Here is a 14,514-nt window from a genome sequence, read left to right on the forward strand (position 1 = left end):
GCTTTTTTTCGTCAGCGCGTGGGCCCCTCCCCCCCCCCCCCCCCCCCTACCCCCCCCCCCCCCCCCCCCCCCCCCCCCCCCCCCCCCCCCCCCCCCCACACCCGTGTCCGGGCGGCGCGTCAGGCGCGGTACGCGGTCCAGGAGCTGCTCATCCGGGCCACCTGGCCCGCGGTGAACTGGTACATGCAGGAGTCGTACGTGTAGTCCATGAAGTTGTGGATCGGGTCCACGCCCGCCTTGGAGGTGCAGGAGTCGCGGCCGGTCGGGCACTCGTAGGCCGGGCTCTTCTCGGCCGGGGTGTCGGAGACGTAGTCGCCGTTGCCCGTGCAGCCGCCCTGGAAGGTGTGGTACAGGCCCATCCAGTGGCCGACCTCGTGCGTGGCCGTGTCGCCCTGGTTGTAGTTGGCGGCCGAGCCGCCCGGGAGCGAGGCGTCGAGGACGACGACGCCGTCCATGGACGGGCTGGAGGTGTACGAGGACGGGAAGGTCGCCCAGCCGAGCAGGCCGCCGCCGAGGTTGGCGGTGTAGAAGTTCAGCGCGCCGGCGCCGCCCTTGCGGAGGGTCTGCTTCATCTGCTTCTCGGCGGTGGAGCCGGAGGACAGGTTGTACCAGGTGGCGTTGTCCGTGTAGTCGGTGCCGGCCAGGGTGAACTGGAAGTTGGTGTTCACGTTGCCGGTGCCCTGGCCGGCGTAGGCCGCGTTCAGGACGTTCATCTGGCTGGTGATGGCGGCCGAGGAGAGCTTGCCGGTGGTGCCGGAGTGGATGACGTGGAAGTAGACGGGGATGTTCACCACGGCGGCCGCGCCGGCGGCGGCGCTGAGGCGGCCCTCCGAGCGGGCCGCGGCGAGCTTCTTCTTCAGGTCGTCGTCCATCGCCTTGGCCTTGGCGGCCGTGACGTCGTTCGGCTCGGCGGCGTGGGTGTCGGCGCCGCGCGCCTTGCGGGCGCCGGAGAGGGCCGAGGTGCCGTCCGCGCACTCCTCGGCGGAGGCGCCGGCCAGGGTGGTGGCGGCGCCGGTGGCGACGGGGGCGGACAGCGGGGCCAGGGCCAGGGTTCCGGCCATGACGGCGGTGCCGAGCATACGACGTGACATACGCGGCGATATACGGACAAGAGCACGCACGGTGACTCCTCGCGGGGGGTGGTGGGGAGGAACTTCCTCCGCCACGGCGGGGAGATTACGCGTCCATGTCAGACGTCGAGGAGCGCTGATCAAGCCCAATCATTCGTGCGGCAATTCGGGGCATCGGGAAGAAATTCTTGTGTGGCTTCCGGAGTTTGAGACATCGACGTAACGAGCCACGGGACAGAGGCGGGTGGTGTGTCCGGATTCGATCGCCGGAAATCACCACCCGCCGTAGCCATGTGATCTCCCGTTAACACGGAGGATCATGGCTGAAAATCGCCGTCCAGGGGTCGGTTAGCGCACCGGCTGGTACACCCGCTCGACACGCTGCGTTCCGCTCAGCGTCCGGTAGGAGCGCGCCCAGGCCGTCGTCGCGTCCGGGTCCGTCTTGTCGGAGACCGTGTAGTAGTCCATCTGCGAGCGCTCGGACGTCACGTCGAGCACCCCGTAGCCGTGGTGGTCCATGTCCACCCACTTCACGTGCCGGTTGGCCGCCTTCACCGCGCCCGCGGCCACCACCGACAGCGTCCCCGGCGCCACGTGCAGCAGGTCGTCCAGGTTGTCCGAGGTCACCGAGGTGACCACGAACTCCGTCGCCGCCGAGGCCGACAGGGGGTACGTCGCCGCCTTCGCCGGCACGTCGTTGGCCCAGGCCATGTGGATGTCGCCGGTCAGGAAGACCGTGTTGCGGATCGCCCGCGAGGTCAGGTGGCCCAGCAGCTCCTTGCGGTCGTCGGTGTAGCCGTCCCACTGGTCGACGTTGACCGCGAGCCCCTCCTTCGGCAGCCCGAGCAGCCCGGCCAGCGGCTCCAGGAGGTACGCCGGCAGGGAGCCGAAGGCGACCGGCGAGATCATCACCGAGGTGCCGACCAGCTGCCAGGTCGCGTCCGACCCGGCGAGCCCGGCCTTGAGCCAGTCGAGCTGGGCGCGGCCGGTGATGCTGCGCTCCGGGTCGTCGACCGCGCCGCTGGCCGCCTTCGCCGGCGCCGAGCGGAACGAGCGCAGGTCGAGCAGGTGCAGATCGGCCAGCCGGCCGAAGCGCAGCCGCCGGAAGACCGTGCCCTCCGTGGAGGCGCGGACCGGCATCCACTCGAAGTACGCCTGCTTGGCGGCGGCCACCCGTGCCGCCCACTCGCCCTCGGCGCCGGGGGTGTGGTTCTCGGCGCCCCCGGACCAGGCGTCGTTGGCGAACTCGTGGTCGTCCCAGATGGCGATCACCGGATGGGCGGCGTGCAGCGCCTGGAGGTCGGGGTCCGTCTTGTACGTGCCGTGCCGGGTGCGGTAGTCGGCGAGCGAGACGATCTCGTGGCGCGGTTCGTGCTGCCGCACGACGTACTTCGCCTCCGGGTAGGCGCCGCTGGCGTACTCGTAGACGTAGTCGCCGAGGTGGAGGACCGCGTCCAGGTCCGCGCGGCCGGCGAGGTGGCGGTAGGCCGAGAAGTGACCGGCCTCCCAGTTCGCGCAGGAGACCACGCCGAAGCGGACGCCGGGTGCGGCGGCGTCGGCGGCCGGCGCCGTCCGGGTGCGGGCGGCCGGCGAGACGGCGGCGCCCGCGGTGAAGCGGAACCAGTAGGAGGTCGCCGGGCGCAGGCCCCGGACGTCGGCCTTGACGGTGTGGTCGGAGGCGGCGCTCGCCGTGGTCGTGCCGGAGGCGACGACCCGGGCGAAGGAGCGGTCCTCGGCGAGCTCCCAGCCGACCTGGACGTCCGGGCCGAGGCCCGATCCGGGGACGGCCTCGGGGGCGGGGGTGACGCGCGTCCAGAGCAGGACGCCGTCGGGCAGCGGGTCGCCCGAGGCGACGCCGTGGAGGAAGGCGGGCGCCCCGGTGCCGGCGAGGGCCGGGGCGGCCGCGCCGAGCAGGGCGGGTGCCGCGACGGCGGTGACGGCGGCGGCCTTGACGACCGTCCGGCGCGTGGGGGCAGAGGGTATGAAACGACTGGTCACGGCCAGTCAGATTACTGACGAGTACGGCCGTTGGGCAGGCGAAATCCGGAAGTTCGCCGACTCGTCGCCCCCCGGACGCCCCCGCCCCCGGCCGAGACGGCGCGGGGGCGGGGGAAAGGGGCGGGCGTCAGGCCTTGAGGGCCGCGGCGATCGCCGTCTCGAACTCGGCCACCGTCATCGGCGGACTGTCGCTGCCGGCCGCCGTCACCGGCTTGCCGTCCATCTTCAGGGTGGGGGTGCCCGTCACCCCGCTCGCGTCGAAGGCCGCGGACATCTTCATCGCCCAGGCGTCGAAGGTGCCCTCCTCCACGTTCTTCCGGAAGGCGGCGTTGCCCTTCAGCGCCGGCACCGAGTCCGCCACCTTCACGAGGTAGGAGTCCTCGGCGAACTTGTCGTCGCGCTCCTCGGGGTGGAACTGCGTCGAGTAGAGGGCCGACTTGTACGTCAGGAAGGCCTCGGGGCTCACGTCCAGGGCCGCGCCCAGCGCCGACAGCGCGTTCTTCGAGCCCTCCCCCGGGATGCCGTCGTCGATGAAGGTGGCACCGACGTACTTGATCTTGTACTTGCCGGCCGCCACGTCCTTCTCGACCGTGGAGCCCACGGACTGCTCGAAGGTCGCGCAGACCGGGCAGCGCGAGTCCTCGTACAGCTCCAGGGTCTTCTTCGCGGACGACGCGCCGATGACGACCGTCGTGCCGTTCGTGCCCGTGGTGTTCTTCGGGGCCGTCACGGTCTTCGCGTCCGCCGCCGTCTCCCACCGGGTCGGCTGGTTGGACTGCACCACCGCGTAGCCGATGCCGCCGGCGGCGGCCAGGACCGCGACGGCCGAGACGCCGACGACGAGCTGCCGGCGGACGCGCTCCTTCTTCGCCTGGCGTTCGCGCTCGACGCGCAGCCGCTCGCGGGCGGCGGCCTTCTGGGACTGGCTGTTGCGTGCACTCATGATCGTGATCTCCGTGAGAGAGGGAAGGCAGGGGAACCGCGGGTCGCGCTCAGACGAGGGCGAAGCCCGGGTCCGGCGGTCCCCGCCGTCCCACGGAGTGCACGAGAAGCCGGGTGCGGGAGGCCCGCGGCCGTCCCGCGGGCCGCCCGGCGCGCCGCGGCGCCGGTCCGGCCGTCCGGAAGAACGCCGCCACCAGGAGCAGCGGACGGAAGGCGAACGCCTCCACGGCGCCGGCCAGCCGGGCCAGTGCCCGCTCCCCGCCGCGCAGCCAGCACGCCGCCGCCAGCCCCACGCCCACATGGGCCAGGAGCAGCAGCCACGGCAGCGACGGGTCGGGGGAGTCGAGCAGGGCGGCGGCGCCACCGCCCTCGGGGCTCACCACGCCGGGCAGCGGCGTCCCGACGGCGCCGCCGCAGAACACCTCCACGCCCACCGCGCGCAGCGAACCGGCGACCGGGCCGCCGGCGGGGCCGTAGCAGACGGCCTGGCCGCTGGTGAAGAGCGTGTCGGCGGCCAGTTCCAGCGGGACGAGGAGCCCGGCGATCGGGCCGAGGCCCCGCTCGCGGCCGGCCAGCGCGTACGCCACGGCGAAGACGCCGGCCGCGACCGGGACCACCGTCCCGAGCGGCAGCGGCACGCCCGAGAGCAGCACGTGGGACGCCACGGACAGCGTCACGACCAGGGTCGTGAAGAACGCCGCCCGCAGCGCCCTCAGCTGCGTCCCTGCCATGTCCATCGTCCTGGAGTCTGTCACGGGTGCCCGTAAGAGGTCCCTAAAGGAAGGCTGTGGACCGCCCCGCGGGACCCTCCCGGCCCGCCCGCTACAGGCCGGGGATCCGGCCGTTGCGGTAGAGGTCCACGAAGATCTGGTGGTCGGCCCGCGCGCGGGCGCCGTACGTGTGCGCGAAGTCCACCAGGAGTTCGGCGAAGCCCTCCTCGTCGGCCGCGATCGCCGCGTCGATGGCCCGCTCCGTGGAGAAGGGGACCAGGGAGTGGCCGCTGGAGTCGTCCGCCGCCGCGTGCATGGTCGCCGTCGCCCGCCCCAGGTCCGCGACGGTCGCCGCGATCTCCTCCGGGTCGTCGATGTCCGACCAGTCCAGGTCCACCGCGTACGGCGAGACCTCGGCGACCAGCTGACCGGCGCCGTCCAGCTCCGTCCACCCCAGCCACGGGTCGGCGTGCGCCTGCAGCGCCCGCTGCGAGATCACCGTGCGGTGGCCCTCGTGGTGGAAGTAGCCGCGCACCGCCGCGTCCGTGACGTGCCGCGAGACCGCCGGGGTCTGCGCCTGCTTGAGGTAGATCACCACGTCGTTCTCCAGGGCGTCGCTGTTGCCCTCCAGGAGGATGTTGTACGAGGGCAGGCCGGCCGAGCCGATGCCGATGCCGCGCCGCCCCACCACGTCCTTGACCCGGTAGGAGTCGGGACGGGCCAGGCTGGACTCCGGCAGCGTCTCCAGGTAGCCGTCGAACGCGGCCAGGACCTTGTACCGGGTGGCCGCGTCCAGCTCGATCGTGCCGCCGCCCGCCGAGAAGCGGCGCTCGTAGTCCCGGATCTCGGTCATCGAGTCGAGCAGCCCGAAGCGGGTCAGCGACCGCGCCGCGCGCAGCGCGCCGAGCAGCGCCCCCTCGGCCGTCTCCAGCGTGAAGGAGGGGACCTCGTCGCCCTTGGCGCCGGTGGCGAGGGCGTGGATGCGCTCCCGGTAGGCGGCGGCGTAGATCCGGACCAGCTCGGTGATCTGCCCGTCGCTGAGCGCCTTGGTGTAGCCGATCAGCGCGAGGGAGGCGGCGAGCCGCTTCAGGTCCCAGGTGAAGGGGCCGACGTACGCCTCGTCGAAGTCGTTGACGTTGAAGATCAGCCGGCCGTTGGCGTCCATGTAGGTGCCGAAGTTCTCGGCGTGCAGGTCGCCGTGGATCCACACCCGGCCGGTGCGCTCGTCCAGGTACGGGCCGCCGTGCGCCTCGTGCTCCAGGTCCGCGTAGAAGAGGCAGGCCGTGCCGCGGTAGAACGCGAAGGCGGAGCCGGCCATCTTCCGGAACTTGACGCGGAAGGCGGCGGGGTCGGCGGCGAGGAGCTCGCCGAAGGCGGTGTCGAAGACGGCGAGGATGTGCTCACCGCGCTCCGTTGCGGTGGGCTGGGGGACCGACATCGAGGTGCCTCCTGGTACCGGGCGTGTTGCGAGGACGTTCATGACAATTGGGACAGGTGTTCCCTGCCTCTCAACGCGCGACCCTAGCCCCGAGTGCCCGTCGTCCGTCACTCGGCCGACGTAGACTTCCACGCTGTCCCCCCAGACTGCCGCGCAGCCTGACGTCCGCCGTTTCCCGGAGGCCCCCCGCCGTGACCAAGCCGCCCTTCACGCACCTCCACGTCCACACCCAGTACTCGCTGCTGGACGGTGCCGCGCGGCTCAAGGACATGTTCGAGGCGTGCAACGAGATGGGCATGACCCACATCGCCATGTCCGACCACGGCAACCTCCACGGGGCGTACGACTTCTTCCACTCCGCGAAGAAGGCCGGGGTCACGCCGATCATCGGCATCGAGGCGTACGTGGCCCCCGAGTCCCGGCGCAACAAGCGCAAGATCCAGTGGGGCCAGCCGCACCAGAAGCGCGACGACGTCTCCGGCTCCGGCGGCTACACCCACAAGACGATCTGGGCGGCGAACGCCACCGGACTGCACAACCTCTTCCGGCTCTCCTCCGACGCCTACGCGGAGGGGTGGCTGCAGAAGTGGCCCCGGATGGACAAGGAGACGATCTCCCAGTGGTCGGAGGGGCTCATCGCCTCCACCGGCTGTCCCTCCGGCGAGCTGCAGACCCGCCTGCGCCTCGGCCAGTTCGACGAGGCCCTGAAGTCGGCCTCCGAGTACCAGGACATCTTCGGCAAGGAGCGGTACTTCCTGGAGCTGATGGACCACGGCATCGAGATCGAGCGCCGGGTCCGCGACGGACTCCTGGAGATCGGCAAGAAGCTCGGCATCCCGCCGCTGGTCACCAACGACTCGCACTACACGTACGCGCACGAGGCCGTCGCCCACGACGCCCTGCTCTGCATCCAGACGGGCAAGAACCTCTCCGACCCCGACCGCTTCAAGTTCGACGGCACCGGCTACTACCTGAAGTCCACCGACGAGATGTACGCCGTGGACTCCTCGGACGCCTGGCAGGAGGGCTGCCGCAACACCCTCCTGGTCGCGGAGCAGGTCAGCACCGAGGGCATGTTCGTCGAGAAGAACCTCATGCCGAGGTTCGACATCCCCGAGGGCTACACCGAGGTCAGCTGGTTCCGCGAGGAGACCATGCGCGGCATGCACCGCCGCTTCCCCGGAGGCATCCCGGACGACCGCATGAAGCAGGTCGAGTACGAGATGGACACCATCATCTCGATGGGCTTCCCCGGCTACTTCCTCGTCGTCGCCGACTTCATCATGTGGGCGAAGAAGCAGGGCATCGCCGTCGGCCCCGGCCGGGGCTCCGCGGCCGGCTCGATCGTCGCGTACGCCATGGGCATCACCGACCTCGACCCGATCCCGCACGGTCTGATCTTCGAGCGCTTCCTCAACCCCGAGCGCATCTCCATGCCCGACGTCGACATCGACTTCGACGAGCGCAGGCGCGTCGAGGTCATCCGGTACGTGACGGAGAAGTACGGCTCGGACAAGGTCGCCATGATCGGCACCTACGGCAAGATCAAGGCCAAGAACGCCATCAAGGACTCCGCGCGCGTCCTCGGCTACCCGTACGCCATGGGCGACCGCCTCACCAAGGCCATGCCCGCCGACGTCCTCGGCAAGGGCATCGACCTCAACGGCATCACCGACCCCTCGCACCCGCGGTACGGCGAGGCCGGCGAGATCCGGGCGATGTACGAGAACGAGCCGGACGTCAAGAAGGTGATCGACACCGCCCGGGGCGTCGAGGGCCTGGTCCGCCAGATGGGCGTGCACGCCGCCGGCGTCATCATGTCCAGCGAGCCGATCGTCGACCACGCCCCGATCTGGGTGCGGCACACCGACGGCGTGACCATCACGCAGTGGGACTACCCGCAGTGCGAGTCGCTCGGCCTGCTGAAGATGGACTTCCTCGGCCTGCGCAACCTGACGATCATGGACGACGCCGTCAAGATGGTGAAGTCCAACAAGGGGATCGACATCGATCTCCTCGCCCTGCCGCTGGACGACCCCAAGACCTTCGAGCTGCTCCAGCGCGGCGACACCCTCGGCGTCTTCCAGTTCGACGGCGGACCCATGCGGTCGCTGCTGCGCCTGATGAAGCCCGACAACTTCGAGGACATCTCCGCCGTCTCGGCCCTCTACCGGCCGGGCCCGATGGGCATGAACTCGCACACGAACTACGCGCTGCGCAAGAACGGCCAGCAGGAGATCACACCGATCCACCCCGAGCTGGAGAAGCCGCTCGAAGAGGTGCTCGCGGTCACCTACGGCCTCATCGTCTACCAGGAGCAGGTGCAGAAGGCCGCCCAGATCATCGCGGGCTACTCGCTCGGCGAGGCCGACATCCTCCGCCGCGTGATGGGCAAGAAGAAGCCCGAGGAGCTGGCCAAGAACTTCGTCATCTTCGAGGCCGGGGCCAAGGGCAAGGGCTTCAGCGACGCGGCCATCAAGGCGCTCTGGGACGTCCTGGTCCCCTTCGCCGGCTACGCCTTCAACAAGGCGCACTCGGCCGCGTACGGCCTGGTCTCCTACTGGACCGCCTACCTCAAGGCCAACTTCCCGGCCGAGTACATGGCGGGTCTGCTCACCTCGGTCAAGGACGACAAGGACAAGTCCGCGGTCTACCTGAACGAGTGCCGCCGCATGGGCATCAAGGTCCTGCCGCCCAACGTGAACGAGTCGGAGTCGAACTTCGCCGCCCAGGGCGACGACGTGATCCTCTTCGGCCTCTCCGCCGTCCGCAACGTCGGCACCAACGTCGTCGAGTCGATCATCAAGTCGCGCAAGGCCAAGGGGAAGTACTCCACCTTCCCGGACTTCCTCGACAAGGTCGAGGCCGTCGTCTGCAACAAGCGGACCGTCGAGTCGCTGATCAAGGCCGGCGCCTTCGACGAGATGGGCCACACCCGCAAGGGGCTGGTCGCCCACCACGAGCCCATGATCGACAACGTGGTGGCGGTCAAGCGCAAGGAGGCCGAGGGACAGTTCGACCTCTTCGGCGGCATGGGCGACGACGCCGGCGACGAGCCCGGCTTCGGCCTCGACGTCGAGTTCTCCGACCTGGAGTGGGAGAAGTCCTACCTGCTCGCCCAGGAGCGCGAGATGCTCGGCCTCTACGTCTCCGACCACCCGCTCTTCGGCATCGAGCACGTGCTGTCCGACAAGACGGACGCGGCGATCTCCCAGCTCACCGGCGGCGAGCACGGCGACGGCGCGGTCGTCACCATCGGCGGCATCATCTCCGGCCTGCAGCGCAAGATGACCAAGCAGGGCAACGCCTGGGCCATCGCCACCGTCGAGGACCTCGCCGGCTCCATCGAGTGCATGTTCTTCCCGGCCACCTACCAGCTGGTCTCCACCCAGCTCGTCGAGGACACGGTCGTCTTTGTCAAGGGGCGGCTCGACAAGCGCGAGGACGTCCCCCGCCTCGTCGCCATGGAGCTGATGGTCCCCGACCTGTCGAACGCCGGGACCAACGCGCCGGTGATCCTCACCATCCCGACGGTGAAGGTGACCCCGCCGATGGTCACCCGCCTGGGCGAGATCCTCAAGCACCACAAGGGCAACACCGAGGTGCGGATCAAGCTCCAGGGACCCCGGACCACGACCGTGCTCCGGCTCGACCGCCACCGGGTCACCGCCGACCCGGCGCTCTTCGGCGACCTGAAGGTGCTGCTCGGCCCGTCCTGCCTGGCGGGCTGAGCCCGCCCGACCGCCCTCGCGCCGCCGGACCCGGACCCCGGGCCCCCGGCGCGGGCCGGCTCCGCCCGCACGCGCAAGGGGCGCGCCCGTCGTCACGGGCGCGCCCCTTTGCCGTGGAACGCGTCAGTTGTGCCCGAAGCGCTTCTGACGGCCCTTGCGCGCCATGTCACCGGGGGTGACCTGACCGGCGCGCTGTTCGGCCTGGGATTCCATGGCCGACTGCTGCGCCTGCTGGGCGCCGCGCTCGGCCGGCGACTGCTGCTTCTGACTGCGGTTCTGGTTGCGGTTCTTGGCCATGGGGATGCCTCCTCAAAGGGACCTAGGGGCCAGGGCCGCTGTCAGACTCACATACGGCATGAACCGCCGCATGTTGGATCATTACGGCGCGTAAGGGACGAGTGGAGGTGATGTTCGCCACGCCGATGATCGAGTTCCGGCCGTCAAGCACCCGGCCGTCGGGCAGACTCGAAGGAAACCCGGAGCACCCTTCCGATCCCGTCCCACACCGAGCCCGACCCCCGAGGCTCTCTGAAAGAGGGTGGAACACGTGGACCGCTGCGTCGTCCTGGTGGACGCCGGCTACCTCCTGGGCGCCGCCGCCAGCCTTCTCGCCGGGGAACCGGCCCGCTCCCGGATCACCGTCGACCACGCCGCGCTCATCCGGCAGCTGCGCGAGCGCGCCGAGGCCGAGACCGCCCTGCCCCTGCTGCGGATCTACTGGTTCGACGGCGCACCCGACCGGGTGCCCCAGCCCGAGCACCGCAGACTGCGCGTGATGCCCCGGGTCACCGTCCGGCTCGGCGCCCTGACCAGGAGCGACGGGCGCTGGGCGCAGAAGGGCGTCGACGCGGCCATGCACACCGAGCTGACCGAGCTCGCCAGGAACCGGGCCTGCTCCGACATCGTCCTCGTCACCGGCGACGGCGACCTGCTGCCCGGCCTCATGTCGGCCAAGGAGCACGGCGTCGCCGTCCACCTCTGGGCCGTCCAGGCCGCCGACGGCGACTACAACCAGTCGGAGGACCTCGTCGCCGAGGCCGACGAGCGGCGCGTCCTCGACCGCGCCTGGATCACCCGGGCGGTCCGCGCCAAGGACCTCAGCGGCCTCTGCGCACCCCCGCCCGCCCCGCGCCCCGAGATCGCCGCCATCCTCTCCGCGCCGCTGCCCGAAGCCGCGCTCGCCGCCTCGGCCGAACGGGCGGCGGAGGCCGCCGCGGCGCGCGGCGGCGTACCCGCTCCCGCCGACGGGGCCGGCGCCCCAGCGGGCGCCCACGGCCACGGCGCCGACGGCCACCTCCGCGACGCCGAGCGGGTCCACGCCAACGGCCATCTGAGGGACGACGGGCACCTCAGGGACGACCGGCACCTCCGGGACGAAGGCCGCCCGGGGGGCGAGCGCCGACCGGGGGACGACGGGCACCTCGACGGCGCCGGCCTCGCCGCCCCGGCCCCCGGCAGGGGTGTCCCCACCCCCAAGGACCTGGCGGGGCTGCGCGGCCCCGGCGGCCCGGCGTCGGCCCCCGCCCCCGCGGCCGTCCCGCAGGGCGCCAGCGCCCTGCGCTGGTCCTCCGACCGCGGCTGGGTCGAGCGCCCCGCGCCCTCCCTCGGCGAGCCGGCCGAGACCGCCTCCCTGCCCACCCTCGCCACCCTCACCAGCGCCGAGCAGCGCTGGGCGGACCGCGAGGAGGACATCACCACCGTCGGCGGCGACCCCTTCGAGGTCGGACAGGTGTTCGCCCGCCGGTGGATGGAACGGCTCCCGGAGCAGAGCCACGTACAGCGGCTGTCCGCCCTCTACCCGCGCATCCCGCACCGCATCGACGGCGAACTCCTCCGCTACGCGGCCCGTTTCGGACTGCTGGCCCACAAGGACGACCAGATCGACGAGCACGACCGGTACGCCATCCGGGCCGGATTCTGGCGCGAGATCGACGTCCGGGCCGCCGCCGAACACGCCCCCGCGCCCGGACCGGGCCCGGCGACCCCGTAGGCTCTTCCCCCGTGAGTACGGTGTGCGTGGTGCGGGATCTGGTCAAGACGTACCCCGCCACGCGCGGCAGGCGGGGTGCACCCGCGACCCCCGAGGTGCGGGCCACCGACGGGGTCAGCCTGGACGTGCGCGGCGGTGAGATCTTCGGCCTGCTCGGCCCCAACGGCGCCGGCAAGTCCACCCTCGTCCGCCAGCTCACCGGGCTGATGCGGCCCGACTCCGGCACCGTCCGGCTGCTCGGCCACGACCTCGTCCGGCACCCCGAGCGGGCGTCCCGGCTCCTCGCCCACCTCGGCCAGGAGTCCACCGCCCTCGACGAGCTGACCGTCGCCCTCGCCGCCGAGACCACCGGACGGCTGCGCGGCCTCTCCGCCCCCGACGCGCGCGCCGAGCGCGACGCCGTGCTGGCGGAGCTCGGCCTCACCGCGCTCGCCTCCCGTCCCCTGAAGAAGCTCTCCGGCGGACAACGGCGGCTCGCCTGCGTCGCCGCCGCCCTCGTCGGCCGGCGGCCCGTCCTCGTCCTCGACGAACCCACCACCGGCATGGACCCCGTCGCCCGGCGCGCCGTCTGGGCCGCCGTCGACCGGCGCCGCGCCGAGCACGGCACGACCGTGCTCCTCGTCACCCACAACGTCATCGAGGCCGAGACCGTGCTCGACCGGGTCGCGGTCCTCGACCACGGCCGGGTCATCGCGTGCGACACGCCCGCGGGGCTCAAGGAGCGCGTCGCCGGAGAGGTGCGCGTCGAGCTGGTGTGGCGCGAATCCGCCCCCCTCCACCTGCCCGAGGTCGCCGCCCTGCGCGAGCTCGCCCAGGAGACCGGCCGGCGCTGGACCCTCCGGCTCGCCCCCGACGCCGCCCGCGCGGCCGTCGCCACCGTCACCGGCGGGGCCGCCTTCGCCGCGCTGGACGACTTCACCCTGGCCACGCCCAGCCTGGAGGACGTGTACCTCGCGCTGGGCGGCGCGACCGAGGGACTGGTGAAGGCGTGACCCCGCCCCGCGCGCGAGGCGCCGCCCGAGCCGCGAGCCGCCGCCGGCCGTCCCCCGACCCCCATGCCCCCCGCGTTCCGCACGTGACCGTCAGGAGCCGTACGCCGTGAGCACCGTGCCCGCCGAGGCTCTGCCGACCGTCGCGCCGACCGCCCGGACCCACGGCGGCGAGGACGCCGCCGCGCCCCTCGCCCCCCGCGCCCGGCTGCTGCCCGCCCTGGGCGCCGTCTACCGCGCCCAGCTCTCCCGGGCCCGGGTCGCCCGCATCCCGCTGCTCTTCGTCGCCACCTTCCAGTCGATCGGGATCATGGTCCTGATGCGCGGGGTCGTCGACGGCGGCTCCGAGGCCCGCGCCGTCGTGGCCGGCTCCACCGTCCTCGTCGTCGCCTTCGTCGCGCTCAACCTGCTGGCCCAGTACTTCGGACAGCTGCGGGCCGGCGGCGGCCTCGACCACTACGCCACCCTGCCGGTGCCGCCCGCCGCGGTCGTCCTCGGGGCGGCCGGGGCGTACGCCTCCTTCACGGTGCCCGGCACGATCGTGACCGCCGTCGCCGGCTCCGTGCTCTTCGGGCTCCCGCTGGGCAACCTGTGGATCCTCGCCGCCGTCGTCCCGCTCTCCGGGGCGGCGCTCGCCGGTCTCGGCGCGGCCCTGGGACTCCTCGCGCCCCGGCCCGAGCTCGCCACCCTCCTCGGCCAGCTCGGCATGTCCGCGGCCCTGCTCCTCGGCGTCCTCCCGGCGGAGCGGCTGCCCGGGCCGGTCGGCTGGGCCCGGGACCTGCTGCCGTCGACCTACGGCGTGGAGGCGCTGGCCCGCACCTTCGACCCCCACCCGGACTGGGCGGTCGTCGCCCTGGACCTCGGCGTGTGCGCGGCTGTGGGCGTCCTCTCCCTCGCGGTCGCCACCCGGGCGTACCGGCGGGCCGCCGTCCGCTGAGGCGGGCCACGGACACACCTGGCACGATGGCGGAGTGACCGCACCTCTGACGCCGCCCCACCAGCCGCCGCACGACCACGACCCGGACTGGCCCCCGCCGCCCCCGCCGCCCGCGGGACCGGCCGGCGACCCGATCACGGCGGCCGAGGTCAAGCAGGGCGCCGCGGTGACCCTCGTCTCGGCGGTCGCGGGCGCGCTGCTCGGAGTCCTGTGGCTGACCCTGGCCCCGCGCGTCCAGCTGATCTCGGACGGCAAGGGGGTCTACCTCCGCGACTCCGAGGGGGAGTCGGCGATCGGCACCGACGGCACCTTCGTCCTGCTCGCCCTGGCCTTCGGCGCGGTCGCCGCCCTCGTGGTCTTCCTGCTGCGCCGCAAGGGCGGGGTGCCGCTGATCCTCGGCCTCGCCGCGGGCGGCGTCCTCGGCTCGCTCCTCGCCTGGGGCATCGGCACCCGCTTCGGTCCCACGGACGACGTCGTCGCGCACGCCAAGGCGGTCGGCCCCAACGTCGTCTTCGACGCGCCGCTGGAACTGAACCTGGGCGCCGCCGCGCTGCTGGCCTGGCCGCTGGCGGCGATGATCGTGCACCTCGCCCTCACGGCCGTCTTCGGCCCCCGCGACCCGGAACCGGAGCCGTGGGACCAGCCGAAGCCCTACACCACGGGCCCCACCCGGAGCTGACGCCCCCGGCGGCCTCGCGGGCTCCGTGCG

At 72.4% G+C, this 14,514-nt stretch carries 11 protein-coding genes; 5 read left to right on the forward strand and 6 right to left on the reverse strand.

Annotated features, from left to right (window positions below; all coding sequences use genetic code 11):
• Positions 1-119 precede the first annotated feature (119 nt).
• The 5 genes from ACZ60W_RS26035 to ACZ60W_RS26055 all read right to left on the reverse strand — a co-directional run bounded on the left by ACZ60W_RS26035 (position 120) and on the right by ACZ60W_RS26055 (position 6,158).
• The gene (locus tag ACZ60W_RS26035; protein WP_469757790.1) at positions 120-1,091 is read right to left on the reverse strand and encodes a zinc metalloprotease; all 972 of its coding nucleotides are present in this window, start codon (positions 1,089-1,091) and stop codon (positions 120-122) included.
• A gap of 327 nt (positions 1,092-1,418) precedes the next feature.
• Complete coding sequence (locus ACZ60W_RS26040; RefSeq protein ID WP_469757791.1) at positions 1,419-3,068, reverse strand: alkaline phosphatase D family protein; 1,650 nt, start codon at positions 3,066-3,068, stop codon at positions 1,419-1,421.
• A gap of 127 nt (positions 3,069-3,195) precedes the next feature.
• On the reverse strand, positions 3,196-4,011 hold the full coding sequence (locus tag ACZ60W_RS26045; protein ID WP_469757792.1) for a thioredoxin domain-containing protein: 816 nt from the start codon (positions 4,009-4,011) through the stop codon (positions 3,196-3,198).
• A gap of 49 nt (positions 4,012-4,060) precedes the next feature.
• On the reverse strand, positions 4,061-4,747 hold the full coding sequence (locus ACZ60W_RS26050) for a hypothetical protein (protein WP_469757793.1): 687 nt from the start codon (positions 4,745-4,747) through the stop codon (positions 4,061-4,063).
• 85 nt (positions 4,748-4,832) lie between these two features.
• A complete protein-coding gene (locus ACZ60W_RS26055; RefSeq protein ID WP_469757794.1) occupies positions 4,833-6,158 on the reverse strand; it encodes a DUF2252 domain-containing protein in 1,326 nt (441 codons plus the stop codon).
• A 191-nt stretch (positions 6,159-6,349) separates the two neighbouring features.
• On the opposite strand from ACZ60W_RS26055, the gene dnaE reads away from it, so the two are divergent.
• Entirely contained in the window at positions 6,350-9,889 is a 3,540-nt protein-coding gene (gene dnaE, locus ACZ60W_RS26060) for a DNA polymerase III subunit alpha (protein ID WP_469757795.1), read from the forward strand.
• Between the two features lie 123 nt (positions 9,890-10,012).
• Here the strand turns inward: dnaE and ACZ60W_RS26065 are convergent, their stop codons facing one another.
• Positions 10,013-10,186, reverse strand: a complete 174-nt coding sequence (locus tag ACZ60W_RS26065; RefSeq protein WP_015032922.1) for a hypothetical protein — start codon at positions 10,184-10,186, stop codon at positions 10,013-10,015.
• Between the two features lie 241 nt (positions 10,187-10,427).
• Here ACZ60W_RS26065 and ACZ60W_RS26070 point away from each other — a divergent pair, with 241 nt between their 5' ends.
• The 4 genes from ACZ60W_RS26070 (at position 10,428) to ACZ60W_RS26085 (ending at position 14,484) form a co-directional block, all read left to right on the forward strand.
• The gene (locus ACZ60W_RS26070; protein WP_469757796.1) at positions 10,428-11,879 is read left to right on the forward strand and encodes an NYN domain-containing protein; all 1,452 of its coding nucleotides are present in this window, start codon (positions 10,428-10,430) and stop codon (positions 11,877-11,879) included.
• A gap of 20 nt (positions 11,880-11,899) precedes the next feature.
• Positions 11,900-12,871: an ABC transporter ATP-binding protein gene (locus ACZ60W_RS26075; protein WP_469757849.1), complete on the forward strand. Its 972-nt coding sequence runs from the start codon at positions 11,900-11,902 to the stop codon at positions 12,869-12,871.
• A 106-nt stretch (positions 12,872-12,977) separates the two neighbouring features.
• Positions 12,978-13,805, forward strand: a complete 828-nt coding sequence (locus ACZ60W_RS26080; RefSeq protein ID WP_469757797.1) for an ABC transporter permease — start codon at positions 12,978-12,980, stop codon at positions 13,803-13,805.
• Positions 13,806-13,839: 34 nt separating this feature from the next.
• The gene (locus ACZ60W_RS26085) at positions 13,840-14,484 is read left to right on the forward strand and encodes a DUF2567 domain-containing protein (protein WP_469757798.1); all 645 of its coding nucleotides are present in this window, start codon (positions 13,840-13,842) and stop codon (positions 14,482-14,484) included.
• Positions 14,485-14,514: the final 30 nt, after the last annotated feature.

This window comes from Streptomyces sp. NPDC104202 (genome assembly GCF_055584185.1).

Coding starts and splice junctions, on each gene's coding strand:
- ACZ60W_RS26035 (WP_469757790.1), bottom strand. CDS start 1,091: ATGTCACGTCGTATGCTCGGCACCGCCGTCATGGCCGGAACCCTGGCC.
- ACZ60W_RS26045 (WP_469757792.1), bottom strand. CDS start 4,011: ATGAGTGCACGCAACAGCCAGTCCCAGAAGGCCGCCGCCCGCGAGCGG.
- ACZ60W_RS26050 (WP_469757793.1), bottom strand. CDS start 4,747: ATGGACATGGCAGGGACGCAGCTGAGGGCGCTGCGGGCGGCGTTCTTC.
- ACZ60W_RS26055 (WP_469757794.1), bottom strand. CDS start 6,158: ATGTCGGTCCCCCAGCCCACCGCAACGGAGCGCGGTGAGCACATCCTC.
- ACZ60W_RS26065 (WP_015032922.1), bottom strand. CDS start 10,186: ATGGCCAAGAACCGCAACCAGAACCGCAGTCAGAAGCAGCAGTCGCCG.